This is a genomic window from Microbulbifer litoralis, from assembly GCF_023634065.1.
Taxonomy (GTDB): domain Bacteria; phylum Pseudomonadota; class Gammaproteobacteria; order Pseudomonadales; family Cellvibrionaceae; genus Microbulbifer; species Microbulbifer litoralis.
In genome coordinates this window covers 16678-40378 of record NZ_JALKCV010000010.1, presented here as the reverse complement: position 1 = coordinate 40378, position 23701 = coordinate 16678, and the positions used below count along the sequence as shown (strand labels likewise).

The 23701-nt window shown below is 53.1% G+C and carries 29 protein-coding genes; 22 read left to right on the top strand and 7 right to left on the bottom strand.

Annotation, left to right across the window (positions count from 1 at the left end; genetic code table 11):
• Positions 1-100 precede the first annotated feature (100 nt).
• Together MWN76_RS14720 and MWN76_RS21305 are read right to left on the bottom strand one after the other, a co-directional pair.
• Complete coding sequence (locus MWN76_RS14720) at positions 101-676, bottom strand: GIY-YIG nuclease family protein (RefSeq protein WP_250462357.1); 576 nt, start codon at positions 674-676, stop codon at positions 101-103.
• A 462-nt stretch (positions 677-1138) separates the two neighbouring features.
• Positions 1139-1339, bottom strand: coding sequence for a site-specific integrase (locus tag MWN76_RS21305; protein WP_425606625.1), 201 nt, complete (start codon positions 1337-1339; stop codon positions 1139-1141).
• Between the two features lie 385 nt (positions 1340-1724).
• On the opposite strand from MWN76_RS21305, the gene MWN76_RS14715 reads away from it, so the two are divergent.
• From MWN76_RS14715 to MWN76_RS14685, 7 genes are all read left to right on the top strand, one after another.
• Complete coding sequence (locus MWN76_RS14715; protein ID WP_250462355.1) at positions 1725-2381, top strand: hypothetical protein; 657 nt, start codon at positions 1725-1727, stop codon at positions 2379-2381.
• Positions 2382-2482: 101 nt separating this feature from the next.
• Positions 2483-2923, top strand: coding sequence for a hypothetical protein (locus MWN76_RS14710; protein WP_250462353.1), 441 nt, complete (start codon positions 2483-2485; stop codon positions 2921-2923).
• 97 nt (positions 2924-3020) lie between these two features.
• Positions 3021-3473 (top strand): DUF4265 domain-containing protein, encoded by a 453-nt coding sequence (locus MWN76_RS14705; RefSeq protein WP_250462351.1) that lies wholly within the window; start codon positions 3021-3023, stop codon positions 3471-3473.
• 126 nt (positions 3474-3599) lie between these two features.
• Positions 3600-4133, top strand: coding sequence for a hypothetical protein (locus tag MWN76_RS14700; protein WP_250462349.1), 534 nt, complete (start codon positions 3600-3602; stop codon positions 4131-4133).
• The gene (locus MWN76_RS14695) at positions 4130-4291 is read left to right on the top strand and encodes a hypothetical protein (RefSeq protein ID WP_250462347.1); all 162 of its coding nucleotides are present in this window, start codon (positions 4130-4132) and stop codon (positions 4289-4291) included. Before MWN76_RS14700 ends, MWN76_RS14695 begins: the two co-directional genes overlap by 4 nt.
• A 168-nt stretch (positions 4292-4459) precedes the next feature.
• On the top strand, positions 4460-5482 hold the full coding sequence (locus MWN76_RS14690; protein ID WP_250462345.1) for a hypothetical protein: 1023 nt from the start codon (positions 4460-4462) through the stop codon (positions 5480-5482).
• Positions 5472-7079: a hypothetical protein gene (locus MWN76_RS14685; RefSeq protein ID WP_250462343.1), complete on the top strand. Its 1608-nt coding sequence runs from the start codon at positions 5472-5474 to the stop codon at positions 7077-7079. The genes MWN76_RS14690 and MWN76_RS14685 overlap by 11 nt, the downstream gene beginning before the upstream one ends.
• 79 nt (positions 7080-7158) lie before the next feature.
• Here MWN76_RS14685 and MWN76_RS14680 read toward each other — a convergent pair whose 3' ends face one another.
• On the bottom strand, positions 7159-7470 hold the full coding sequence (locus tag MWN76_RS14680; RefSeq protein WP_345780075.1) for a group II intron maturase-specific domain-containing protein: 312 nt from the start codon (positions 7468-7470) through the stop codon (positions 7159-7161).
• 492 nt (positions 7471-7962) lie between these two features.
• Between MWN76_RS14680 and MWN76_RS14675 the strand changes: the two genes are divergently transcribed.
• The 5 genes from MWN76_RS14675 (at position 7963) to MWN76_RS14655 (ending at position 12387) form a co-directional block, all read left to right on the top strand.
• Entirely contained in the window at positions 7963-8451 is a 489-nt protein-coding gene (locus MWN76_RS14675) for a GNAT family N-acetyltransferase (protein ID WP_250462339.1), read from the top strand.
• Positions 8452-9132: 681 nt separating this feature from the next.
• Positions 9133-9759 (top strand): hypothetical protein, encoded by a 627-nt coding sequence (locus MWN76_RS14670; protein ID WP_250462337.1) that lies wholly within the window; start codon positions 9133-9135, stop codon positions 9757-9759.
• A gap of 166 nt (positions 9760-9925) precedes the next feature.
• Positions 9926-10363: a DUF6326 family protein gene (locus tag MWN76_RS14665; protein WP_250462335.1), complete on the top strand. Its 438-nt coding sequence runs from the start codon at positions 9926-9928 to the stop codon at positions 10361-10363.
• Positions 10293-10625 (top strand): isocitrate lyase/phosphoenolpyruvate mutase family protein, encoded by a 333-nt coding sequence (locus MWN76_RS14660; RefSeq protein ID WP_284500541.1) that lies wholly within the window; start codon positions 10293-10295, stop codon positions 10623-10625. The genes MWN76_RS14665 and MWN76_RS14660 overlap by 71 nt, the downstream gene beginning before the upstream one ends.
• Positions 10626-10998: 373 nt before the next feature.
• Positions 10999-12387 (top strand): S41 family peptidase, encoded by a 1389-nt coding sequence (locus MWN76_RS14655; RefSeq protein ID WP_250462331.1) that lies wholly within the window; start codon positions 10999-11001, stop codon positions 12385-12387.
• A 131-nt stretch (positions 12388-12518) separates the two neighbouring features.
• Here the strand turns inward: MWN76_RS14655 and MWN76_RS14650 are convergent, their stop codons facing one another.
• Positions 12519-13400, bottom strand: coding sequence for an aldo/keto reductase family oxidoreductase (locus MWN76_RS14650; protein WP_250462329.1), 882 nt, complete (start codon positions 13398-13400; stop codon positions 12519-12521).
• Positions 13401-13498: 98 nt separating this feature from the next.
• Between MWN76_RS14650 and MWN76_RS14645 the strand changes: the two genes are divergently transcribed.
• Complete coding sequence (locus tag MWN76_RS14645) at positions 13499-14404, top strand: LysR substrate-binding domain-containing protein (RefSeq protein WP_250462327.1); 906 nt, start codon at positions 13499-13501, stop codon at positions 14402-14404.
• Between the two features lie 124 nt (positions 14405-14528).
• Here MWN76_RS14645 and MWN76_RS14640 read toward each other — a convergent pair whose 3' ends face one another.
• A complete protein-coding gene (locus MWN76_RS14640) occupies positions 14529-15425 on the bottom strand; it encodes a LysR family transcriptional regulator (RefSeq protein ID WP_250462325.1) in 897 nt (298 codons plus the stop codon).
• 88 nt (positions 15426-15513) lie between these two features.
• On the opposite strand from MWN76_RS14640, the gene MWN76_RS14635 reads away from it, so the two are divergent.
• From MWN76_RS14635 to MWN76_RS14625, 3 genes are read left to right on the top strand one after another with little or no spacing between them, the layout of a single operon-like run.
• A complete protein-coding gene (locus MWN76_RS14635; RefSeq protein ID WP_250462323.1) occupies positions 15514-15735 on the top strand; it encodes an NAD(P)H-dependent oxidoreductase in 222 nt (73 codons plus the stop codon).
• Between the two features lie 7 nt (positions 15736-15742).
• Positions 15743-16267 (top strand): NAD(P)H-dependent oxidoreductase, encoded by a 525-nt coding sequence (locus MWN76_RS14630; protein ID WP_284500558.1) that lies wholly within the window; start codon positions 15743-15745, stop codon positions 16265-16267.
• A 42-nt stretch (positions 16268-16309) separates the two neighbouring features.
• Entirely contained in the window at positions 16310-16642 is a 333-nt protein-coding gene (locus MWN76_RS14625; RefSeq protein ID WP_250462321.1) for a VOC family protein, read from the top strand.
• Positions 16643-16987: 345 nt separating this feature from the next.
• Here the strand turns inward: MWN76_RS14625 and MWN76_RS14620 are convergent, their stop codons facing one another.
• Both MWN76_RS14620 and MWN76_RS14615 read right to left on the bottom strand, forming a co-directional pair.
• The gene (locus MWN76_RS14620) at positions 16988-17521 is read right to left on the bottom strand and encodes an SRPBCC family protein (protein ID WP_250462320.1); all 534 of its coding nucleotides are present in this window, start codon (positions 17519-17521) and stop codon (positions 16988-16990) included.
• Positions 17521-18006, bottom strand: a complete 486-nt coding sequence (locus tag MWN76_RS14615) for an ArsR/SmtB family transcription factor (protein WP_250462318.1) — start codon at positions 18004-18006, stop codon at positions 17521-17523. Before MWN76_RS14615 ends, MWN76_RS14620 begins: the two co-directional genes overlap by 1 nt.
• Before the next feature lie 172 nt (positions 18007-18178).
• Between MWN76_RS14615 and MWN76_RS14610 the strand changes: the two genes are divergently transcribed.
• From MWN76_RS14610 to cyoE, 6 genes are all read left to right on the top strand, one after another.
• Positions 18179-18568 carry a hypothetical protein gene (locus MWN76_RS14610; protein ID WP_250462316.1) on the top strand — a complete coding sequence of 130 codons (390 nt, stop codon included), beginning with the start codon at positions 18179-18181 and terminating at the stop codon, positions 18566-18568.
• 210 nt (positions 18569-18778) lie between these two features.
• Complete coding sequence (gene cyoA, locus MWN76_RS14605) at positions 18779-19714, top strand: ubiquinol oxidase subunit II (RefSeq protein ID WP_250462314.1); 936 nt, start codon at positions 18779-18781, stop codon at positions 19712-19714.
• Positions 19715-19718: 4 nt separating this feature from the next.
• Complete coding sequence (gene cyoB / locus MWN76_RS14600) at positions 19719-21743, top strand: cytochrome o ubiquinol oxidase subunit I (RefSeq protein WP_250462312.1); 2025 nt, start codon at positions 19719-19721, stop codon at positions 21741-21743.
• Entirely contained in the window at positions 21740-22369 is a 630-nt protein-coding gene (cyoC, locus tag MWN76_RS14595) for a cytochrome o ubiquinol oxidase subunit III (RefSeq protein ID WP_250462310.1), read from the top strand. Before cyoB ends, cyoC begins: the two co-directional genes overlap by 4 nt.
• The gene (gene cyoD / locus MWN76_RS14590) at positions 22369-22704 is read left to right on the top strand and encodes a cytochrome o ubiquinol oxidase subunit IV (protein ID WP_250462308.1); all 336 of its coding nucleotides are present in this window, start codon (positions 22369-22371) and stop codon (positions 22702-22704) included. The genes cyoC and cyoD overlap by 1 nt, the downstream gene beginning before the upstream one ends.
• Before the next feature lie 2 nt (positions 22705-22706).
• Entirely contained in the window at positions 22707-23603 is an 897-nt protein-coding gene (cyoE, locus tag MWN76_RS14585; protein WP_250462306.1) for a heme o synthase, read from the top strand.
• The last annotated feature ends 98 nt before the right edge of the window (positions 23604-23701 follow it).

Here is a 23701-nt window from a genome sequence, read left to right as displayed (position 1 = left end):
CGACAGACTGGATTGGACTGAAAGCCCTGCCCTCACCGGCGGGGCTTTTTTATGCCGGCAGAATAGCGACTGCCACCCGGAGTCGACTCCGGGTTCCGATTCAACGTTTTTTGAGAGTCGAACCGCGGGCATCCAATCCCGCCAGAATCGCTTTCATTTCATCGGCCTCTTCCGCGGCCCGTTTTGCTTTGGCAGCCGCCATGGCCACCTTTTCAGCCTCGATCGCCTCCTTGATCTTCCGCTCCTTGGCAGCACTGCCGGTGCGCCCCTTGGCCAGCTTTTCCTTGACTACTTTCGCAGTACTACGGGGACCGCCCTGTGTCGAAACCTTCCCGGCCGAAGAGGACCTGGCCCGAGACTTTGGCTTGGGAGCCAGGGCCGCCTTGGTGGTACCGGGCCGCACAGTTTTTATCCCGGCCAGGCTCTTGCCACCATACGTCTCCAAGGCCTCCTCCACCAGCATCTTCAACTCGGCCGGGTCCTCGGCAACTGCAAACAGACTCACCTCGAAGACGTCCGGACCAAAAGCCTTCAGCTCCTTATAAAACGGGTGCTCGATACCAAGCTCGAGCGCGTCCTGAAATTGCCTGAAGCGGGCTTCCGGCGACACGCCCTCGCGTGCGGTGCCAACCCAGACATCGTCCGTCACTTCATTTATAAGGGTAAATACGATCATACAACCTCAAACCACACTTTACGGGCCAACTACAGACCAACCATTCAGAACTCCCCCGAAGGGCTGAAAGGCCGCGCATTCTAATGAGATAAAAATAAAAGTGCAGTCTTGACTTGGAGGGAATGGAAACAGAATTGAGTGGACGAAACCCGATCTTGTCAGGCAAAGGTCCCGGTACATGAATTGTGCGACCACAAACCGCCTGTTGCACAATACCCCCCTGCCCTAACAGTGGCCGTCACTTGCTACAGCCAGCTCAATCCATCGGACTGACCACGGCCCCGCTCGTGTACACCGATCACATAGGTATAAATCTGTGCTGGCCACTCAACCACTCAATCAGCGCCATCGCCTCCCCATGGCTGAACACCACAGGCAATCGGCGGCCCTTACAGGCCTTGCCAAACCGTAACTCGCCGAGATCGACTCCCAGAAACTGGCGGTACAAAAATACAACAGCGTTCAAAGCCGTCTTCGGGGATTGACCGCCACCGACCGGTGGCCGGCCAGATACGCCAACCAAGCCTCAACCTCCGGGGCCCCCAACTCCTCTGGACGCCGCATCTGGTGAAACCGGATGAAATCCCGAATCCAAAGACAATAGGTCTTCTCTGTTCGGTAGGCCATATGCTGCGCCCTCATAAACGCGCGCAGACGGTCCATAAAACGCACCGGCCTCGCCGGTACCGGCACAGGGATGTCTTCCATGCTCATTCCTCGGCAATCGATAACTGTATATTTATACACTGTCATTTGAAAAATGAGCAAACCTGCCTGGACATTTCGGCCCTGAAGACCGATATATCGTCAGCAGGCCGGGAAAACCTTGTAAACATAGAAAAATCAGTGAGTTAAGAGATAAAGCCGAATCGACGATATGCGTCGTGACGATCGATTATAGGAATCGGTGCGAATGTACCAATATCGACGCAGCCTTGACGGCGCGGGGGATTCCGGACATCCTGTCGTCAATTTCAGCCTTGGATAAGTTTCAAGGTGATATCGGTCGTGAGGACCACGATATAACTGTTAGAGTTTCAGGAGGAGTATGCCAAACCGAAGTGAAGAATTGATATCCCAAATCGATTCCATTCTGTCGCTATACGCAGCGGTGGAAGAGTCTTGGCACCACTCCAGTTCCATGGGCGGAGCATTCACTGACTACGCGGGCTATGAGAGTGTGATGACTCAGACGATAAGTGTCATCGAGCATATCTTTGGACCAAGGCATCCGAACTATCAGCGCATTTTGCATGCCTACAACGAGCACTCAAAGCGCGGACTTTTACAAGCAAAAGGGATTCTAAACGGCATCCAAGAGAGTATTCGGGGCGGATTCCTCTCGGAGCTTGAGTCCAGCATCCGAGTGGATATCAAATCTGATTTTTTGAGCACGGCCCAGGAGCTTGCAGGACAGGGTGAAAAAGATGCGGCTTCGGTATTGGCAGTGTGCGTGCTTGAGGATTCTATTAAGCAAATTGCCCGTTCCAACGGGTTAGATGATTTGATTGGTAAAGAAATGTCTACGGTGGTCAACGGGTTGGCAGCAAAAAGCGTAATTGAACGCACTACTCAGAGCGCTCTTCTTAGCTTTAAGCCCCTACGAAATGCAGCTTTTCACGCGAATTGGGATCAGGTCACTATCGATATGGTAAACATGCTGCTTTCATTTCTTCCATCATTCATCGAGCGGTACCGGAAGTGACTCTAACCAGTCGCTTAAGTTCGTTACGGCCTTTGGCCTCCACCGGACGCCCTTGTCAGGGCGCCGCTTAGCTTTGCGTTATATTTCTTCTGAGTCAGTGCATGAATAACGAAGTCCAAATCATTGCTGCGGAGTATGATGGATTCCTCAACGCACTTAGGTGCTTTCTAGGCTATAGAAGAGTTTTTGGCTGTTTTCTGCTCGATAGAAAAACTGGCTACCTTGAGAGTCATATTAAGAAACACGGCGAGAATCTAGAGCGTCAATACACAGCAGATTACAACGAAGTTCGCTCGCTATTTGGAGAGTATCTATTCAAACCACTAGCTTCACGAGGCTACAAAAATCTCGAAAATACCGACTGGAACGTGTTTGAGTACTACGGTCTCATATCAACAGCTTTAGATGAGAATGGGCCATGGAACCCGATTGTGAGCGGGAAAACTATTGTTTTGGAGTTCTTCCCTACAGAAAGTGTTAAAACTGTAGAACTCATAGTAGAGGTTGGTGACAATAGCTATAGTCACCTTTCTCGCAAATGAAATATAACTAGGCCATGAACTTCGCGCCTATCGGCGCCGGACAGCCTACGCTACGCTCCGGCTGCCGGTTATGGCAGCGTTACGTGTCAGGGAGAGTATGGAAGACAATCTAGTAAAAGTTGTTCTACGGCTTGAAGAAGGAGAACACGTTTATGTCGAAACTCCTTGGGCCACGGATTTGGGTGGTGGCCGATACCGGCTAGAAAACTGCCCATTCTATTTCTATAACCTTGCCTACGGAGATATATTTTTGGCTGAGTATTCCGAGGAAGAAGAGAGACTAGCCTTTGTTAAGTTGCTAGAGCCATCCGGTCACAAACTGATTCGCATTATCTTCGAGAATCCTGCTAACGAAGAAGGTAAGGAAAAAGAGCAACTTGATAGTCTTGTGGCAATGGGGTGTACATATGAAGGGGCTAACCCTAAATATATCTGTGTAGATATCCCCCCAGAAATCGAGCTAGGCAAAGTCACCGAGTATTTAATAAACAGTGAAATCAACTGGGAGCATGCTGCGCCGTCATATGACACCCTTTATCCAGCCGGCTAGCAAACACGTAACAAGCACATGTTGTTCGCCCCTGCGGGGCTGGGACCTTCGTTCCGCTGCGCTACACTCCGGCCCCAAATGCGGGCGTTAACTTTCGCAAGTAGCAAACATCAAGAAGGAGTTGAAATGCAGCTTTCACATGTTGAAACAATCAATAAACACGAAGAGTTTGGGCGTCAAGCACGCGAAATGGCTTCAAAAAGTTTGCCGAGGCATTTGCTTGGAAAAATATGTCTTGAACCTATAGATCATAAGGCTCTTGCTGCATTCAGATCTGTAGATGTTTCTCAAGATCGGTTAGTGAGCTGGAATTGGAATTTTGCTAGCCGCTATAAAATTTTCTACCCAAAAGCATTTGAGTTATCCGTTTGGCACGGAAGCACACTTTGCTCGCTGACATTAGGCCGTCCAACTTACAAAGGAACAGCTGTTCGCCTGGATTTCATCGAGCGCTTTAATAAGCATATACTGTTTGCCAATGACATGTTTCCCATATCTCTTTTGGCGTATGAAGCTTACGCGAGACTAATTGGAGCCACTCAGATAAGAGTTATGGACCCACTGAATGAAAAATTGGTCAAATACTATTCGTCTCATGGCGGGTTTGAGTATTGCAGGGCTAAGCAAGGTGTCCCCCACTATTTGGTAAAGAATCTATGAATGATCAAGAACGCTTAAAGAAAATTGAAGAAGAGTTAAAGAAAACCTCTGAAGAGTTGTTTAAACCGCGCCCGAAAGATACTGAGGAGGAGCTGGCCAAGAAAGATACTTTCGGCTCTCCAGATAACCTCACAGACCGGAGCGACGAGGAGGAGTAAGTTAACTAGGCAATGCAGCCGACGGCTAAGTTTGTGCACTTTATTGCGCTGTCGCTGCGCTCCATTGTGGCGCAAAAAGCGCCCAAACTTAGCCGCGGCTGATTGCGGCGTTATAGCCAAATTCATTCATTGATAGAGATTGAAGCTTAAGAAATCAGGAATAACCGTTTGTATACTTTCAAAAATACGGAAATCAACAACAAGAAAGCTTCAGACTTTGAAACTAAGTCTTTGCTGTATTTGCTTGGAATGAGAAGCGATAGTGAAGAAATTGAAATAATTACTGTGGATTGCTTCAATGACGTAACGGGCTCTAATACGGATTTCAGCAAGCTCTGGGATGTGCAAAGTAAAAACCATAACAGTCTCCCTCCTTCTAAAATTGGTGAGAGTCTTTCCACGCTGTACGACAACTACATCTCAACTATTAGCTTTTATGAATATATATTATTCATTCCAAAACTTAATAGAGACTATTTGGTAGACCCTTCCCTAAATATTTACAGCTACGAAAACATCAATGAAAAGCAAAAAAAGGGGATAGAGAGGAAACTCAAAGAAAAAATAAATGGAGACAAATCCGGGGCGGCCCCACCGCTATTTATAGACTTCTTGTCGAAGATATGCTTTGTTGAAGATAATAAGAGAGTAAGCACATACATAAAGAAGATTTCTAGATTTAAAAATAAAAAATCAATCCCTGAAGAGATATATGATCGAATATTTATAGAAATTAGGAATGCCCAATCTGCCCTGAAGAACTCATGCATAGAAAATGAAGAAATAAACGCCCCCTCTGAAGTTCTCAAATTTAATCGTCATATTACAAAGACAGAAATCAACACTCTTTTGATTAGCAGGCTAGTTGGTATTGATGTTTTTTCTTTTCCCGGAATACCTGTGAGTTTCTTTGACGTTTTAGTGGGTAAGGATGAAGAAGAAAGAAAAGATTTGCTTCAAGAGTGTAATGAGAATCTAAGTCGTGCTTTCTTCGACAAAAACGGCTGCAGGGAGTTTTGGAAAGTAACAGAAACACTAATAAAGATACTTAAAGAGAACCCCGGTTATAGTATTTTTGATGTTTACTCAAGTTTGACCTCAGGCGTTAAGGTGAAAACAGAGTATTTAACTAAGGAAACGTTGCTTTATATGATTTCTCTAGTAAAGACGGGGTTAGCAAATGCTGATTAAAAAAATCGCGTTTGGCGATTCAGAGGAGGCGTTTGTTGAGAATAGGTTGTCTGATGGCGTAAATGTTATTTTTAGTGACGACAATAACAGAGGTAAAACTCTTGTCATGCAAGGGCTAATGTTTTCTTTAGGATATGAGTCTATCTTTCCTAGCTCTTTCAACTACAAAGATAAATACTTCTATTCTGAGGTTGAGTTTGGCAATATTACCTATGAATTCTTAAGGAAAAGGAATTCTATCGCCATAATGACTGAAGACGCGATGCAGATATTCAATTCAGTTGGTGAGGCAAGGTACTTCTTAGATGAATTTGTTTTCTCAATACCCAGGATTCAAAAGGAAGGTCGAAATGTGCTCGTCGATTTGAGCTTGTTATATGAGTTGTTTTTTATTGGTCAGGATAATAGAAATCCATCTGGACTTATAAGTAAGGGGCGATTTAATAAGTCTGACTTTAAAGCTATGGTTTATGATTTGGCGGGTTTGTCTGATAACCAGTTTAATATCGATGACATAAAGAGCATAAAGGAAAATATTAAATCCTTAAAACTTCAGCTTAAAGAGGTCAGAAGAAAAATATCAATAATAAGACAAAACCCCAATATTGCAGAAATAGCTTCTAGAACGTATGACTCTGAAGTTGTTCAGGGTAAAATTAAAAGAATATCTGAAATAAATGAAAATATATCAAAACTTAAACGTTCCCGGCAAAGAGAGATTAATAGAAAGTCTAAACTAGAAAATCTAATTGCAGAGCTTAATTCACTAAATAGGGACCTTAGTGAGGGAAATGTTCAATGTGGTGATTGTGGCAGTGATAAGATAGTGTATTCCAATAACGATCTAACATTCGAAATAAGTAATATCGATGTTAGAAATGGAATCATAAAGTCAATCGATCAAAATATTAGGCAAAAGGCCGATATAATCATGGATTTCTCTGGAGAAATTAATTCTTTTCAGAGGGAGCTAAATGAGGAAATGAAAGATACACCGCCGAATTTCCAACAAATTGTTTTGTATCAGGAGCAGACTATATCAGAGGTGGATTTTGATGACCAAGCATTTTCCCTTTCGAATCAAATAAAGGCATTAGAGGACCAGCTTAATTCATATACAAATATCGATGAATCTCTGAAGGAAGAAAGAAAGAGTTTCGACGACAATCTGCTGAAGGAGATGAACGACCTGTACAAGGCGATAGATCCTAGTGGTAATTTGGTGTTCGAGGATATTTTTACCAAAAAGGGCTCAACTTTTTCAGGTAGTGAAGGGCAGGAGTTTTATTTTTGTAAAGTTATTGCCCTTAAAAAGCTGCTTAAACATAACTTTCCTATTATGATTGACTCATTTCGCGATGGAGAGCTATCAACAGGAAAGGAGACTAAGATGCTTGAAATATATAAGAAGATAGATAGTCAGGTCATATTAACCTCAACACTGAAAGATGAAGAATATAGCAACGATAAATACTCCAGAATAGATGGTGTAAATGCTGTGGATTACAGCAATCATCAGGATTGTAAAATATTAAGCAAGCAATATGTAAGAGAGTTCTTGACGCTAACGTCAAGATTTGAAGGCCTTGTTCTGTAAAGAGCTATAATCGGGTAAGGGACGGGTATTTAGCCCGCCCTCCCCACAACACCCTGCATGCGGGTCCGCACAGGGCGTTTCAATCAGAGTAGTGAAGTTTGATCCATCCGTCGCGCAGTGTCGCCAACCCGGCCTTCTTCAGGTAGTCATTTGACAATGCCTGATTGATTCCGGGTGTTTTTGAACTGCGCCACGGGCCTTTACTTGTAATACCGCACGCCACCGCAGCTTGGACATGCACACCCAGCCTCATTAGATTACGCACCTTGGTTCGTGGCTTACGCCACTGGCGCCAGTAGGCCATCCGTACTCTGCGCCTTATCCAGTGATCCAGATCACAACACAGCTGATAGCCGCTGGCTATGCCAAAGTAGTTGATCCACCCACGTATAAATTGGCTGGTCCTAAATCACTTGATCACTACAGGCCTCCACCGGACAGCTTACTTTATGCACTTTATGCACAGGTCGCTTCGCTCTCAACATTGATGCCCGTTACCCTGTTACGTTGAATTGCCATAGAGACTCTTCTTTGCTAAATTCGGGCTCGAAGCCCATTCGACTGTTCGAGTTAGTAAATCGGGTCGGCCGCCCGCGCCACGCTTGTTAACGGTCTCTAAGGACCAGGCAAGCATCGGGCTGGGAGGCCGGTAACATGGTGAGAGATGTTACGGGCTTCAACTTACCGAATTTGGGGGAATTAGATCATACAATGCGAGGCATTTCACTCAAGTCTCCGCGAGACGTCTTACCTTGTGCACATTTTGCGCGGGTCGCTGCGCTCCCATTTTCGCGTAATACGTGCATAAGGCGAGCTGTCTCTAACGGTGGTGTTCAGTGTCATAGGTAGCGGTAAATTTCATAACATTATGGAAAAGTGTTCTATGAGTCTAAGGCATGCGAAAGAGCACGATCTGACGAGAATCGTAGAGATTTACAATTCTTCAATCGTATCTAGACGATCCACAGCTGATACTGAGGCGGTAACGGTTGAATCACGGCTTCAATGGTTCCACAAACATCATCCGGAATATCGGCCTTTACTCGTTTACGAGCAAGAGAATGAGATTGTTGGGTGGATAAGCTTTGAAGATTTTTACGGCAGACCAGCCTATCAGCATACGGCAGAACTGAGTATTTATATAGCTCCGGAGAATCAGGGTAAGCAGCTTGGAAATAGGTTATTACGAGCTGCAGAAGAGATGGCACCGAAACTTGGTTTACATACTCTCGTTGGATACGTCTTTGCACACAATACTCCGAGCATGCGTCTACTTCAGGCGCATGCATTTCAGGAATGGGGGCGGCTTCCTGATGTCGCAAAGATGGATGGCAATAATTACAGTCTCTGCATCATGGGTAAGAGACTTTAGGAAAGTCTTCAGTACTGAACAAGATGCGGCAAGGGACGGTGATACCATCCTGGTTTGGTCGCAGTCAGACAGCAATACCTGGTATCAATATAGAAGCATTTTTGAATAATGGAACTTCTTTGCCTTAAAACACATTACGAATATATGCTAGTGGGCTGTTTGTAAAGTTCGGTAACAAAGGAGCACAGCCAAATCGTTCAGGTCAAGGCGAGAGAGCGCTGGAATAGCAGCGTTATTTCAAGCTTTCTCAACACAGAGCTGGACGATTTGGCGAAGCGAACTGTTACCTAACTTTGCGAGCGGCCCACTAGTGTGCTGTGCGGGAAGTTCGCGAACAAAGAAGCACGGCCAAAGCGTTCAGGTCAAGGCGAGAAAGCGCTGGAATAGTAGGGTTATTTCAAGATTCCTCAACACGAGGCTGGGCGCTTTGGCGCAGTTAACTGTTTGCGAAGTTCTCGCACGGCGCACTAGTGTGCTGTGCGGGAAGTTCGCGAACAAAGGAGCACAGCCAAAGCGCTCAGATCAAGGCGAGAAAGCGCTGGAATAGCAGGGTTATTTCAAGCTTTCGCAACGCAGAGCTGGACGCTTTGGCGCAGCGAACTGTTTGCGAACTTCCCGTACAGCACACTAGGGCATAGCCAGATTAGTGAAGCAAGTACGAATCCCGACACGAGAAATCCCATGCACAATAAGATAAAACTCCTGTTATTAAGCGCCTACCTATCATTCGCAGCCACTGAAGCCAATGCTTCCGAAACCATTGCGATCAATCCAACCAGCAAAGCAGCACTGTTGGACGGCCGTTGTGGTAATGATGAGTGGGAAGCAGCAACAAAGATCGATCTGCCAGCGCAGGTATCTATTTATCTAATGCACGATAAAGATTACTTCTACATATGCGCCAAAGGCAAAGCAGAAGACATCACAGTCTTAGACCTTTATATAGATCATACAGAAACAGGCCAGCTACACAAATTTCATCTTTCCGCTCAAATGGGGGAAAAAGTACTCACAGGCAATGGATGGGAACGTGTATCCGGAAAGTGGGATCTCAAAGATTATGCCGGATTCTGGGTGCCCTTTTCTGGGCTTGAAGATCCAGAAAATAGAAGCAATCCTATATGGGCTAAAGGAACACACAGGCAAGTCCAGGTTTCACGCAGTAAATTTCCTGGCGACACCTGGAAGATGATGTTTGGTGTAAGCGCAATCAATCACGAAGGCAACAGGAATTCAGAATTCTTTTATCCAGATAAAGCAACATCTACAGACAAGTCAACCTGGAGGAAATTTTCATTTTATGAGTGAAATTTTTATCCACCAATTCAGAGTACTGAAAATACTTTCTCCATTCAGACAAGCCAGGATTTCACGTAGAGTCAACATTTTGAAAATAAAAGAAAAATAAATAAGGGATCGGGGCTTTCCACAATATCATTGTGCGCTTTCACGATATTTACAAAGGAGACTTATGATGACAACTAAAGATAGACGGACGATTTTATCCACACTATGGATTTTTGTTACACTGAACTATTTATACTGTGATGTTTTATCACTGATGTCTCCAGAAATGCTGAACTCGTTGATTACGACAGGTGGGGCAGGCGGAATCACCATGGACGAACCGACGTTGCTCGGCGCAGCCATACTGTTAGAGATTTCCATTTTATTGGTATTACTTTCCAGGGTTTTGACGTATAAAACTAATCGATGGGCAAATATTATTGGTGGTTCGATTAAGACGCTGGTGATGGCTGGAACGCTGTTTATGGGAGCAAGCCTTCATTACATTTTCTTCGCCATCATAGAAATTGCGACCACATCATTTATTGTTTGGTATGCCTGGACCTGGACAGAGTCAGAAGATACGAAGATCCGAGAAGCAAACGACGTCCAGACAGCCACATAACCATTCGATTCAGAATCTCCGCACAAGCGATGACCGCTTCTTAATGTCCAGCAAACGGGATTCGGGTAATGCAAAAATGCTTGTTGCGACTGGTCTTAAAATAATTGGCAGTGCCGGTGTCGCATTTTCACTTGGCCGGCCTGATAATATTTCTTGCGCTGCTGAAGCGAGATTAGATGGAGAGACAATGATTTCAGAAGTTCGCTCCATTACTCATTCGGTTTCTGTTCCAATCAACGCTGATCATGAAGATGGTTATTGAGGTTCTCCCGAAGCAGTCGCCAGAACCATTCAACGGGCTATAGAAACGCGGTTGTAGGAGGCAGTATCGAAGACTATACGGATCTCAAGGATCGGAGTGCCCTCTCTACAAAATATCCTTAGTAGTAGAGCGAGTTCAAGCAGCAAGAGAGGCAATCGATGCTAGTGGAATACCATTTATCTTAGTGGAACGTACAGATCGTCTAAAAATCAACCAGCCTGACGGTTTTCCGACGCTGTTCTAAGAGCAAACCTTTAAGCTCATCGAATAATACATTCAGATCAGACTGTCGTTAAATGATCATACTTTTATGCGACACCAGAGCTTAGCACCATTAACCTTACCAAACACTAAAATTTTCAAGAAGAGAAAAATGAAACGTATATTAATAAGAGCATTCATTGCCTATGTATGCATAAACGCTCTATTGGCCATCTTATTCTTCTCCGCGGGCGGTTTGCAGATGGTATTGGGACCCACCATTCCGGAGGCAGCGGTTCCTTCCTCCCTCTCATCAGACCTAAAATTCTTCCAAAAGGTTGTCCTTGCCAATGAAAAGGATACCACGCCAGAGCAGCAGAGGGAGTTTAAGAAAATTATTGATCAGGCTCCCTCACCACAAAACGTTGACGACCTGACTCTCACCGCACTACAGGCGCTGGCAGTTTTTGACAATGCGCACACGACTGTATTGAAGACGAAGATGTACCGACTTCCAGTACGTTTTCACTGGACAGCCGATGGGCTGATCATTGTAAAGGCACGAGCCAAGTATAAAAAGCTACTCGGCCGAAAGGTACTCTCAATTGGAGGAAAGTCCCCCGAGTCCATGCTGGCCCATACAGCAATCTTGACCGGCTCCGGGACCTCAAGCTGGATCCGGTACCGTAGCGAGTTCCTGTTCTCAGCTCCAAGTGCTCTGTCGCTCATAGGTGCTGATGTCGAGGATAATACAGTCGAACTTCATGCTCAGGACCCGAATGGAGGCAAGTTCAAGACAAAGCTTAGCGCTGACAAAGAAATCATGCCGGGTGATCCATTCTGGGATTTTCTCAATGCCTTTCCGGATGACGACAGTTTCAAGACCGAGGAGTGGGTGTCACTTCTTCATCGGGATCAGGCACTCCCCCTGTATCTGCAGGAAAGCACCAGGCTTCACCTGTTACGGGAACTTCCTGAATACGATGCCATATACGTACGTATGAATGCCAGTTTCGCGGATAAATCCGAATCTCTCGAACAGTTTGAGAAGCGGATACTCGAAGCGATTTCCCAGAATGAACCGGGTAACATCATTGTGGACTTTCGCTTCAATCGGGGTGGCGACTATACGAAGGTACTGCCGATCGTCCGGTCCCTTTCCAATGCCACTCCGGAGAATGGCAGACTTTACCTGATCGTTGGTCCCAATACATTTTCCGCCGGTATTATCGCTGGCAGCCAGTTCAAGAGGTTCATTCCAGACAGGCTGACAGTTGTGGGCAGCGAAATCGGCGACCGACTGCGCTTCAGGGCGGAAGGTTTCTATCCGACATTACCGGAATCGGGAATCAAGCTCTATTTGACCAAGGGTTGGACCGACCTGGTTGATGGATGCGGTTGGTTTGATGATTGCTGGCCGCCGAACAAGTTGCTGTTGAGAAAAGTGGGTTCACTGGAGGTAGACATACCTATTGAAAATACCTGGGATTCCTATAGAACCGGAAACGATCTGGTGATTGACTCTGTCTATAAGGATATTGTGCAAAGGAAAGGTAGTTAGCCTATTTATCCTAGTGCTATTCAGTAGAATGGAATTGCCACATCAGTAGAGGGAGGATGCCGCGCTTGCCAGCTGATGCCGGCTCCAGGGGCGTGAGCAGCCCCTCCCCTGGATTTTCTCCACATTCTGCGTCACTCCGGCTCGCTTTCACTCGCAATGCTATTCAGTACTTCAACTGCGGCTTCAGGCAGAACCAACTCTGCCGCAGCCAGGTTCTCCTGCAGGTGCTCCACGGAAGAGGTTCCTGGAATCAACAGGATATTTGCAGAGCGCCGCAGCAGCCAGGCAAGCGCCACCTGCATGGGCGTAACCGCCAGCTCATCGGCTACCTGCTGCAGGATCGAGGACTGCAGCGGCGTAAAACCGCCCAGCGGGAAAAAGGGGACATAGGCGATGCCGTCTTCCGCCAGCAGGTCGATGATTGCATCGTCATGCCGGTGAACGAGATTGTAGTGGTTCTGCACACAGACGACAGGGGCAATGCTGCGGGCCTCCTCGATCTGTCGGGTGGTTACGTTGCTGACGCCAAGATGTCGGATCAGTCCCTCTTTCTGCAGCTCCGCAAGTACCGAAAACGGCTCGGCGATGGAGCCCTCTGCCGGGCCGTGGGCAGAGAACATCGCCCGGAAGTTCACTACCTCCAATTGCTCCAGGCCCAGGTTGGACAGGTTATCCTGCACGGCCTGGATCAGCTCCCCCCTCGAGAGTGCCGGGATCCAGCCGCCCTGCTCGTCCCGCCGGGCACCGATCTTGGTGACCAGTGTCAGGTCGTCTGCGTAGGGATGCAGGGCCTCGCGAATGATCTGGTTGGTGACATGGGGCCCGTAGAAGTCGGAGGTATCAATATGGTTTACCCCCTGTTCCACGGCGGCCCGAAGTACGGCTATTGCCGCCCGCCGGTCTTTCGGGGGGCCGAAAACACTGGGGCCGGCGAGCTGCATGGCGCCATAACCCATGCGGTGGATTTCCCGGTCGCCCAATCTGAAAGTGCCGGCTTTGGTAATGTCAGTCATGTGAGTTCTCCGGTTTGGCAAGGTGGAAGCACTTTATCGCGCCTCCATTTGTGCGACAATCGACCGAAATCAGGACAGCTTGTACGGAATCTGGAACAGTGAAGACAGACCTGAACGATTTGACCGCCTTTGTCGCCGTCGCCAGGGCCAGCGGTTTTCGTGAAGCTGCAAGGGCCACCAATACCAGTGCCTCGCGACTCAGCGATGCGGTGCGGCGGTTGGAATCGCGGCTCGGTGTGCGCCTGTTTCACCGCAGCACCCGCAGCGTAGTGGTCACGGAAGCCGGCGCTTCGCTGCTGGAGCGGGTGAGCCCGGTGATGAACGAGCTCGACTCGGCGCTGGACAGCGTCAATCACTACCGCGGCAAACCGGCGGGCAAGCTGCGCCTGCATGTACCCGTCAGCGCCGCCAAACTGATACTGCCCGCTATTGTGCCCCCGTTTCTCGCGGCCTATCCGGATATCGAACTGGAGGTGGTGGCGGACAGCAATGTCATTAACGTGTTCGAGGCCGGTTGCGATGCCGGCATTCGCTACGACGAACGGCTCGAGCAGGACATGATAGCGGTGCCGATCGGCCCGCGCCGGCAGCGGTTCGCGACCGCTGCCGCACCGGCTTTACTGGACAGGCTGGGGCGGCCGGAGCATCCCCGCGACCTGCTGGAGTATCCCTGTATCGGGGGACGCTATCGCAGCGGAGTGGCCTCTGCGTGGGAGTTTGAAAAAGACGGCCAGGTCATCGAAATACAGCCAGCCGGCCCGCTGACCGTCAGTGTCGGCAGTGCCGTCGATCTCGCCGTGGATGCGGCGGTGGCCGGTACCGGCGTCATCACGCTGTTCGAACAGTGGCTGCGCCCCTATCTGGACTGCGGGCAGCTGGAGCCGGTGCTGGAATCCTGGTGGCAATCCTTCAGTGGCCCCTATCTCTATTACTCCGGCCGCAGACTGGCGCCGACGCCGCTGCTGGCGTTTATCGATTTTCTCCGGAAGATGGAGGCTGAATAAATCGGGGCTTCGCGACCATAACAGAACGCGCCCGAATCCAGGCCGTCGGGCCACCTTCGCTGGATCCCGGATCCTTTTGTCATGCCGGACTTGACCCGGTACCAGGATGACGGCGAATACGCGGCTACCCGCCCTGCAACGCCTCCCTGATCTGCCCCCCGACCTCTTCCAGGAATATCCGCATGCGGCTCACCCGCCTCAGGTCCGGATGGATCAGCAACCATAAAGGCGTAGCCAGCTCCGCAACCGGCGGCGCCAGTCGCAGCAGCTGTTCGTCCGCGTCCCCCAGATAGCGCGGCAACACCGCCACCTCGGCGCCCTGCCGGATGGCCACCTGTACGCCGAGCAGGGAATCGATCCGGTAGCGACAGCGTTCGCGGTGACCGCGCGCGTTCATCCAGGCTTCCAGCGCGGCATCTCCCATATGCACATCCGGCCCCACCCAATTGCAGGCGGCCAGTGACTCCGGTGACAACGGCAGGGATTGATCCCGCCACCCTGCCCGCGCGCCATAGACGGCCATCTGGATCTCCCCTACCCGCCGGCCAACCAGGGTTTCCGGCGGTTTGTGGGTCGGGCGGATAGCGATATCGGCCTCGCGCTTGCTGAGGCTGTGCAGCTGATTGGAAATCACCAGCTCCAGCTCGATCTGCGGATATTGCCGGCGGAAACCCGCCAGTATCGGCGCCAGCAGACCGCTGTACAGGGTGTCGGTGGTAGTGAGGCGAATGGTGCCGGACAGCTTGATATCCCGCCCCGCGATGCGGCGTTCCGCGCCCAGGATATCCGTCTCCACCCGCGCCGCGACTGCGGCGAGGTCCTCCCCGGCCGGGGTCTGGCTGTAACCGCCGTGACCGCGCTCGAACAGGGTGACGCCGAGGCGCCGCTCCATCTCCCCCAGCCGGCGGAATACGGTGGCATGGCTCAGGCCCAACTGCCGGCCGGCGCCGGACAGTGAGCCGTTCCGGGCGATGGCGTGGACTATCTGCAGATCATCCCAGCGAATCAGTTGTTCATCCATACAAACCAGACTCTCACTATTGGGGAATGTATGTGTATTTTCGGACAGTTTAAGCTGGCATCCAACAAGTGCAACAGGAGTGCGAGCGATGAATGTACTGATCGTGCTGGCTCACCCGGAGCCGCAATCTTTCAATGGCCTGCTGGCCGGAAGCGCTGTTGAAGTGCTGCAATCCGCCGGCCATCGAGTGCAATTGGACGACCTCTACCGCGAGCAGTTTGATCCGGTGGAAAAGGCGTCGAACTATGCCGATCGCGACGAGGAGCGGCCTTTTGCGCCGCTGACCGAGCAGCGGGCCCACCAACCGTGACGGGCATCTGCCGGCAGACGTACAGCGCGAGATCGCGCGGCTGGAGTGGGCGGACCTGGTGATATTCCAGTTCCCGCTGTGGTGGCATGCACAGCCGGCCATATTGAAGGGCTGGTTCGACCGGGTGCTGGTTTACGGCGGCCTCTATTCCGGCAGTATGCGTTACGACCGCGGCTATTTCCGCGGCAAGCGCGCCATCTGCTCGGTCACCGCCGGCTCACCCGAGCAGGCCTTCATGCCGTTCGGCCGGGCCGGCAATATGGTCGAGTGGCTGTGGCCGATCCATTCGTCGCTGTATTACGTCGGCTACGATGTGCTGGCACCGCAGGTCGGTTACGGCGTGCAGGGCGGCGGTATCCAGTACCAGCAGGAGGCGGCTTTCCGCGAGCATGTCGAATCGCTGCGCGCCGACTGGATCGATCGCCTGAAGGGTATTGAGCACGACGACCCGATTCCGTTTACCGGCTGGGAAGATTGGGACGAAGCAGGCACACTACAGGGCCGCCATCCGATGCGTTGGCGATTGTCCTGATACGAATGACCGGGAGATACGACGGTGAAAGTAAAACGAATAATGTCGAATTTCGAAACCCGCGATACCGAAAAGGCCGCCGCTTTCTACGGCGATATCCTGGGGCTCGACCTGCTGATGGATCACGGCTGGTTCCAGACCTACGGTTCAGATGCAAAGATGATGGTTCAGCTCAGTTTCGGTTCCGAAGGTGGCTCGGACACGCCGGTGCCGGATCTGTCGATCGAGGTCGACGATGTGGAGGCGGCGCTGGAGAGAATGCAGGCGGCGGATATTCCCATCGAATACGGGCCGGCGAGCGAGCCCTGGGGCGTACGGCGATTTTATGTGCGGGATCCATTCGGGCGGCTGCTCAATATTCTGCAGCATGAATAGAAATGCGCGGACGAGCCAGCTGAAAACTCAAAATGCCATGGCGGTAGCGGGCGTCCCTGCGCATCCGGAGAGACAAGCCTCCATCGTCATACCAGACTCGACAACGTAGCCCGGGTGGAGGCGCACAGCGCCGGAATCCGGGATTGCGGTGCAAAACCGTACCCTCCCCCGGATTCCGCTGCGCTCCATCCGGGCTACGCCTGTATCGTTATGCCGGAGGACCCGGCAGAACGTAGCCTGGATGGAGGCGCGTAGCGCCGGAATCCGGGATGGCGGTACCGGGCCGCACCTGCGCCTGTCAGTCCGCTGTCTCCAACTCCGAAACTTGAATGGCGATATTTCCACTCAGGCCGGCAGTCGCCGGTCGTAATCGGCCTTCAGGCGATTGACCGCATCCCAGAATGGCTCCGCTTGCACGTCCGCCAGCCGCGCGGCCAGGACCTGCAGATGCGCGTGCCAGCCGGTACTGATACTCAACAGGGTCGAGCGATCCGGCACTCGGTGATGGGTAATCGTCAGCAGCACTTCGGCGCCGTGGGGTTCCAGCTCGAAGGTCACGCCGCCGGTACTGCCCCACTCGATCGCCAGCCTGTGCGGTGCATCCAGTTCGGTGATACGGCTCTGCATCCGGTGTTCCTCGCCATAGCCCTCCGGTCGCTGGCCGGGCGGATCGGTCAGCTCGTCATTGCGCCAGACAAATTCGAATGTCGAGCCGGTAGCCATCTGCATTTCACCGGCGGCCAGCCACTGGCGGCGCAGATCGCTCTCGGTGAGGTGGGCCCATACGCGTTCGATCGGGCCCGGCAGCAGGCGCTGGATCCTGAGCGTATCCGACCCGGTCAGGGTGCCGTAGTCATTGAGGGTTGCATCTTCAGTCATCAGTCATTTCCTTCCCTGTCGGGGGTTTTGGCGGCATCCTCTTCGCGGAGGAGCCGTTCGAGAACATCCAGGCGCCCGGTCCAGAAGCGCTCGTACTGTTTCAACCACTGCTGCGCACTGGCCAGCGGCCCGGGATTCAAATGGCACACGCGGCTGCGCCAGCGCACCTCGCGCCGGATCAGGCCAGCCCTCTCCAATACCTTGATATGTTTTGAAGCCGCCGCCAGCGACATCTCGAACGGCGCGGCCAGCTCCCCTACCGTCTTCTCTCCCTCGCTGAGCTCGCGCAACATACGGCGGCGTGTGGCGTCGCCCAGGGCCTGAAAGACGGTATTCAATTGTGTCATTTCTGATTCAACCATAAAGTTGAATGTAACAGCGAACGCGCCCTCATTCAACCAAAAATTTAAATGAAGATGCCCGGCAGGCTGAAGGAGGCCAATGCAAAAGTACCAACCATTGACTTTCGGGTCACCGCGCTCCATTCGCCGCGGCGGGCCGGGTTCTGTACCGGCAGGTCAAGGAATTAGGCTTTGTGCGCCCCGGCGATCTTTGGTAGTCTTCGCCCGCCGTCAACCCGGAATACCTTTTTTCTCCGCTTTATTCCGCCGTTGTACCTGCAGTCCATTCTGCAATCGTTATCTGCTGGATGAGTTTTTGAAAGCGATCAGCCTCCCCGAATCACTGAACGGAAGCGCCCCGACGGCTCCCCTGCTGGAGCGGCGGACCGCTGCTGCGTTCGTGCTTGCAGCGCTGGCTGCCGGTATCACCGGACTGCTGGTGCATTTCGGCCTCGTCTACGATACCGCTGAGCTGGTTCCGCTGCTGGAAAACACCGCACTGAATCTGCTGGCCGGCCTGGGCCTGGCCGGGCTCGCGGTATCGCATTTCCTGGTGTACCGACACTTCCTGCTGCTGCTCAACTTTGTCAAAACCCTGCGCACCGCCTTCCTGCGGTATCTGCGCCACCTGCTACCGGCCGCACCGACGCTTCGCCTTGCCCCGCGCGCGGCCCACGGCTGCCGGGCTCCCCCGCTCGCCATCTGATCCACCGGCCGATTCCGCCGGTCTGTTCCCGATTTTTCGCATTGCCACCTGTCACTGAACAGGTGCTGCCAGCGCGCACGTTGCGCCCGGCAGCCCTGTTGTGCGACGCGACCTGATTCTTTCCGGTTCGCGGGGCGGCTTTGCGTTCTCCGCCCTGCCTCTTCCATCGGGCAGATGTTGTAAACCTCCGTGTTGAGAGGATCTTTCCTCGTGTTAGTTCGTAGCCTAAGAAAAGCTGCGCTGGCCGCTGCCGTGTTCGCACTGGCGGGTTGTCAGGGTGGCGTGCTCGACCCCAAAGGCCAGGTGGGTGTCGACGAGAAATACCTGATTATTATCTCGACCCTGCTGATGTTGCTGGTGGTGATACCCGTGATCGTCATGACGCTGTACTTCGCCTGGAAGTACCGCGAGGGACGGGAGCACGAGATCTATGCCCCCAAATGGGCGCACTCCGGCAAGATCGAAACCATCATCTGGCTGGTGCCGGTGGCCATCATCGTGATCCTGGGCGCAATCACCTGGCGCTCCACCCACGCGTTGGATCCCTACAAACCGTTGGCGCACGAGCGCGACCCATTGACGGTGCAGGTGGTATCCCTCAACTGGAAATGGCTGTTTATCTATCCCGAGCAGGGCGTGGCCTCGGTCAACGAACTGGTGCTCCCGACCGATGTACCGGTGCAGTTCAAGATCACCTCCGAGTCCACGATGAACTCCTTCTTCATTCCGCAGCTCGGCAGCCAGATCTATTCCATGGCTGGCATGGAAACGCGGCTGAACCTGATCGCGAACGAACCCGGTTCCTACGAAGGCTTCTCGGCCAACTACAGCGGCGCTGGCTTCTCCGATATGCAGTTTGAGGCTGTGGCCACAGACGAGGCCGGTTTCGAAAAGTGGGTCGCCTCCCTGAAACGCGAGAGCCCCGCCCTGACCGGCGGGCGCTACGCGGAACTGGCAAAACCGAGCGAGAACCATCCGGTGGAACACTTCGGTCGCGTCAGCGATGGCCTCTTCCACGGGATCATCGACAAATACATGAAGAACTACAACGACTGGAATCAGGGGCCGGCGCACGCCTCCCCCGAACACTCAACCTCTGAACACGCCGCCGCACTGCCGGGTGCCGCCAAACCTGAGGAGGCCTAGGACCATGTCCCTACTCGGTAATCTGTCGCTCGATGCGATTCCCTTTCACGAGCCCATCATCATGGTCACGCTGGCGGTTGTCGGCCTGGCCGGTGTCGCCATCGCCGTTGCCATCACCGCCTATAAAAAATGGGGCGTGCTCTGGCACGACTGGCTGACGTCCGTCGACCACAAGCGCCTCGGGGTCATGTATATCGTGCTGGCGCTGATCATGCTGATACGCGGCTTTTCCGACGCCATCATGATGCGCACCCAGTTGGCAATGGCCACCAGCGGCGACAAAGGCTATCTACCGCCGGAACACTACGACCAGATCTTTACCGCCCACGGCGTCATCATGATCATGTTCATGGCCATGCCGTTCATGATCGGCCTGATGAACATCGCCCTGCCGCTACAGATCGGTGCCCGCGACGTGGCCTTTCCGTTCCTGAACAACCTGAGTTTCTGGCTGTCTGTGGGCGGCGCGGTGCTGATCAACCTGTCGCTGGGCCTGGGCGAATTCGCCAAGACCGGCTGGCTGGCCTATCCACCGCTGTCGGAGTTGTCGCTGAGTCCCGGGGTCGGGGTGGATTACTATATCTGGGCGCTGCAGATATCGGGCATCGGCACGCTGTTGACCGGTGTCAACTTCCTGGTGACCGTGTTCAAGATGCGCGCGCCGGGCATGAAGCTGATGCAGATGCCTATCTTCACCTGGACCTGCACCTGGGCCAATATCCTGATCGTGGCCTCCTTCCCGATCCTGACCGCGGTGCTGGGCCTGCTGACGCTGGACCGCTACCTGGACTTCCACTTCTTCACCAACGCCGCTGGCGGCAACGCCATGATGTATATCAACCTCTTCTGGGCCTGGGGCCATCCGGAGGTGTACATCCTGATTCTGCCGGCGTTCGGTATTTTCTCCGAAGTGATCTCCACTTTTACCGGCAAGCGGCTGTTCGGCTACAAGTCCATGGTCTGGGCCAGCGGTGCGATTTCCATCCTGGGTTTTATCGTCTGGCTGCACCACTTCTTCACCATGGGCTCCAGCGCCGACGTGAATGCCTTCTTCGGCATCATGACCATGATCATCGCCGTGCCCACCGGGGTGAAACTGTTCAACTGGCTGTTCACCATGTACCGCGGCCGCCTGCGGCTGACGGTGCCAGTGCTGTGGACGCTCGGCTTTATGGTGACCTTCACCATCGGCGGCATGACCGGCGTGCTGCTGGCGGTGCCGGGCGCGGACTATGTACTGCACAACAGCCTGTTCCTGATCGCCCATTTCCACAACACCATTATCGGCGGTGCCGTATTCGGTTACCTGGCGGGCTTCGCCTACTGGTTCCCGAAGGCCATGGGCTTTCACCTGGACGAGCGCCTGGGCAAGGCCTCTTTCTGGTGCTGGCAGGTGGGTTTCTACGTGGCCTTCATGCCGCTGTACGTGCTCGGTTTCCTCGGCATGACCCGCCGCCTGAACCACACCGACAATCCGGACTGGAATATCTGGCTGTATATCGCCTGCGCCGGTGCGGTGATCATCCTGGTGGGAATCGTGCTGCAGTTCGTGCAGCTCTACCAGGCTTTCCGCCAGCGCGAGCAAAACCCCGATACCACCGGCGACCCCTGGAACGGCCACACGCTGGAATGGTCCACCGCCTCGCCGCCGCAGTTCTACAACTTTGCCGAGCTGCCGCAAGTGCGCGATATCGATGCGTTTACCGACATGAAGGAACAGGGCACCGCCTATAGCCGGCCGGCCAGCTACGCGCCCATCCATATGCCGAAAAACACACCGTCCGGCATGCTGATTGCCGGCGCCATCACTACCTTCGGTTTTGCCGCCATCTGGCATATCGGCTGGCTGGCAGTGGCCGGGCTGTTGGCTTCCGTGGTGTTTTTCCTGCTGCGGGCCTACAGCAGCGATGTGGACTACTACGTGCAACCCGATGAGATAGAGCGCACCGAATCCGCCTACCTGAAACAGGCGGGCGTGGCGCCGTTGAAGCAAGAAGCTGAGCAACAAGTTGAGGAGGTACCGGCATGAATACCATGACCGAAGCGGCGTACCTGGCCGACGAATCCAACTGGCAGCCGGACGACCACGAGCACCACGATACCGGTGCCAATACCGTATTCGGTTTCTGGATCTACCTGATGACCGACTGCCTGCTGTTCGCATCGGTCTTCGCCACCTACGCGGTGTTGTTCATGAACACCGCCGGCGGCGTCTCCGGCCGCGATATTTTCGAGCTGGACTATGTGGCCATCGAGACCGCGGCGCTGCTGCTGAGCAGTATCACCTATGGCTTTGCCATGATCGGCGCACACAAGCAGAACCGCGCCGCCACACTCTGCTGGCTGCTGGTGACTTTTGCGCTGGGCGCGGTGTTTATCGGTATGGAGGTGAACGAGTTCCACCACCTGATCGCCGAGGGCAATGGCCCGTCCCGCAGTGCCTTCCTGTCTTCCTTCTTCGCGCTGGTGGGCATGCACGGCCTGCACGTGACCGCCGGCCTGATCTGGATGGCAGTGATGATGCTGGAAGTCGTCAAGCGCGGCCTCGGCAACCAGACGGTAACGCGATTGAGCTGCCTGAGCCTGTTCTGGCACTTCCTGGATATCGTCTGGGTTTGCGTTTTTACCGTTGTCTACCTGATGGGAGTACTGTAATGAGCTCGCATTCCTCTTCCGCCAATGCGCACGACGTGGATCACGGCAGCGTCCGGTCTTACCTGATCGGTTTTGTGCTGTCCGTGGTCCTTACCGCCCTCCCCTTCTGGGCGATCATGACCGGGCAGTTTGAAAAATCCACGGCGATTCCGCTGGTGGTGATCATGGCCGTGATCCAGGTGGTCGTGCACCTGAAATATTTCCTGCATCTGGATTTCACGCCGGCGGGCAAGGCCAATACCTTCGCCTTCCTGTTTACCGCGCTGATCATCGTCATGGTGGTGGGGCTTTCGGTGTGGATCATCTACAGCGCCAACGCAATGATGATGTATTGAGTATGGCCACCTCGATCCGACACTACTTCAAGGTCACCAAACCGGGCATTATCGCCGGCAACCTGATCTCCGTTGCGGGCGGCTTTTTCCTAGCCGCCCGCGGCGAGATCGACTGGCCGCTGTTCCTGGCGACGGTGATCGGCCTGTCGCTGGTGGTCGCGTCCGGTTGCGCGATCAACAACTGTATCGACCGGGATATCGACGCGCGCATGCAACGCACCCGCAACCGCGTCACCGTGACCGGCGAGCTGTCGGCGCGCGCGGCGCTGGTGTTCGGGCTGTTGCTGGGTGCACTCGGCTTTGCATTGCTGGCGGTTTACACCAACGGGATCAGTGTCGCGTTTGCGGCACTCGGTTTCGTCGTCTATGTGGGGCTCTACAGCCTGTACCTGAAACGGCATTCCGTCTACGGCACCCTGGTGGGCGCCCTGTCCGGCGCCATGCCGCCGGTGGTCGGCTATTGCGCGGTCACCGGGCAGTGCGATGCGGGTGCCATGATCCTGCTGGCGATGTTCTGCCTGTGGCAGATGCCGCATTCCTACGCTATCGGTATTTTCCGCTATAAGGACTACGAGGCCGCCGGCATTCCGGTATTGCCCGTGGCCCGGGGTGTGGCCAAGGCCAAACTGCATATCGTGCTGTATATCGCCGTATTCAGCCTGGTCACGGTATTGCTGCCGCTGAGCGGTTACACCGGCGCTGCCTTTATGGCGGTCGCCTGCACCACCAGCCTCTGGTGGCTGGCAATGGCGCTGCGGGGTTACCGCCGCGATGTCGATGTTACCGGCTGGGCACGACAGGTGTTCGCCTTTTCGATTGTTACCATCACCGCACTCAGCGTAACCATGGCGCTGGATTTCAATGTGGCGGCACCCCGGCTGTTGGTGTTGAACCCATAACACAACGGCACAATACCGCCCGTAGGAGCCTGCCTTGCAGGCGAACGACCCGGGGGGCCATTCCCACCCGTCTTCGCCTGCAAGGCAGGCTCCTACAG

Coding starts and splice junctions, on each gene's coding strand:
- MWN76_RS14635 (WP_250462323.1), top strand. CDS start 15,514: ATGAATGTACTGATCGTGCTGGCTCACCCGGAGCCGCAATCTTTCAAT.
- MWN76_RS14620 (WP_250462320.1), bottom strand. CDS start 17,521: ATGACTGAAGATGCAACCCTCAATGACTACGGCACCCTGACCGGGTCG.
- cyoE (WP_250462306.1), top strand. CDS start 22,707: ATGGCCACCTCGATCCGACACTACTTCAAGGTCACCAAACCGGGCATT.
- MWN76_RS14655 (WP_250462331.1), top strand. CDS start 10,999: ATGAAACGTATATTAATAAGAGCATTCATTGCCTATGTATGCATAAAC.
- MWN76_RS14700 (WP_250462349.1), top strand. CDS start 3,600: ATGCAGCTTTCACATGTTGAAACAATCAATAAACACGAAGAGTTTGGG.
- MWN76_RS14660 (WP_284500541.1), top strand. CDS start 10,293: ATGCCTGGACCTGGACAGAGTCAGAAGATACGAAGATCCGAGAAGCAA.
- MWN76_RS14625 (WP_250462321.1), top strand. CDS start 16,310: ATGTCGAATTTCGAAACCCGCGATACCGAAAAGGCCGCCGCTTTCTAC.
- MWN76_RS14640 (WP_250462325.1), bottom strand. CDS start 15,425: ATGGATGAACAACTGATTCGCTGGGATGATCTGCAGATAGTCCACGCC.
- MWN76_RS14670 (WP_250462337.1), top strand. CDS start 9,133: ATGCACAATAAGATAAAACTCCTGTTATTAAGCGCCTACCTATCATTC.
- MWN76_RS14715 (WP_250462355.1), top strand. CDS start 1,725: ATGCCAAACCGAAGTGAAGAATTGATATCCCAAATCGATTCCATTCTG.
- cyoD (WP_250462308.1), top strand. CDS start 22,369: ATGAGCTCGCATTCCTCTTCCGCCAATGCGCACGACGTGGATCACGGC.
- MWN76_RS14650 (WP_250462329.1), bottom strand. CDS start 13,400: ATGACTGACATTACCAAAGCCGGCACTTTCAGATTGGGCGACCGGGAA.
- MWN76_RS14695 (WP_250462347.1), top strand. CDS start 4,130: ATGAATGATCAAGAACGCTTAAAGAAAATTGAAGAAGAGTTAAAGAAA.
- MWN76_RS14615 (WP_250462318.1), bottom strand. CDS start 18,006: ATGGAGCGCGGTGACCCGAAAGTCAATGGTTGGTACTTTTGCATTGGC.
- MWN76_RS14720 (WP_250462357.1), bottom strand. CDS start 676: ATGATCGTATTTACCCTTATAAATGAAGTGACGGACGATGTCTGGGTT.
- MWN76_RS21305 (WP_425606625.1), bottom strand. CDS start 1,339: ATGGACCGTCTGCGCGCGTTTATGAGGGCGCAGCATATGGCCTACCGA.
- cyoC (WP_250462310.1), top strand. CDS start 21,740: ATGAATACCATGACCGAAGCGGCGTACCTGGCCGACGAATCCAACTGG.
- MWN76_RS14685 (WP_250462343.1), top strand. CDS start 5,472: ATGCTGATTAAAAAAATCGCGTTTGGCGATTCAGAGGAGGCGTTTGTT.
- MWN76_RS14710 (WP_250462353.1), top strand. CDS start 2,483: ATGAATAACGAAGTCCAAATCATTGCTGCGGAGTATGATGGATTCCTC.
- MWN76_RS14705 (WP_250462351.1), top strand. CDS start 3,021: ATGGAAGACAATCTAGTAAAAGTTGTTCTACGGCTTGAAGAAGGAGAA.
- MWN76_RS14675 (WP_250462339.1), top strand. CDS start 7,963: ATGAGTCTAAGGCATGCGAAAGAGCACGATCTGACGAGAATCGTAGAG.
- MWN76_RS14665 (WP_250462335.1), top strand. CDS start 9,926: ATGACAACTAAAGATAGACGGACGATTTTATCCACACTATGGATTTTT.
- cyoB (WP_250462312.1), top strand. CDS start 19,719: ATGTCCCTACTCGGTAATCTGTCGCTCGATGCGATTCCCTTTCACGAG.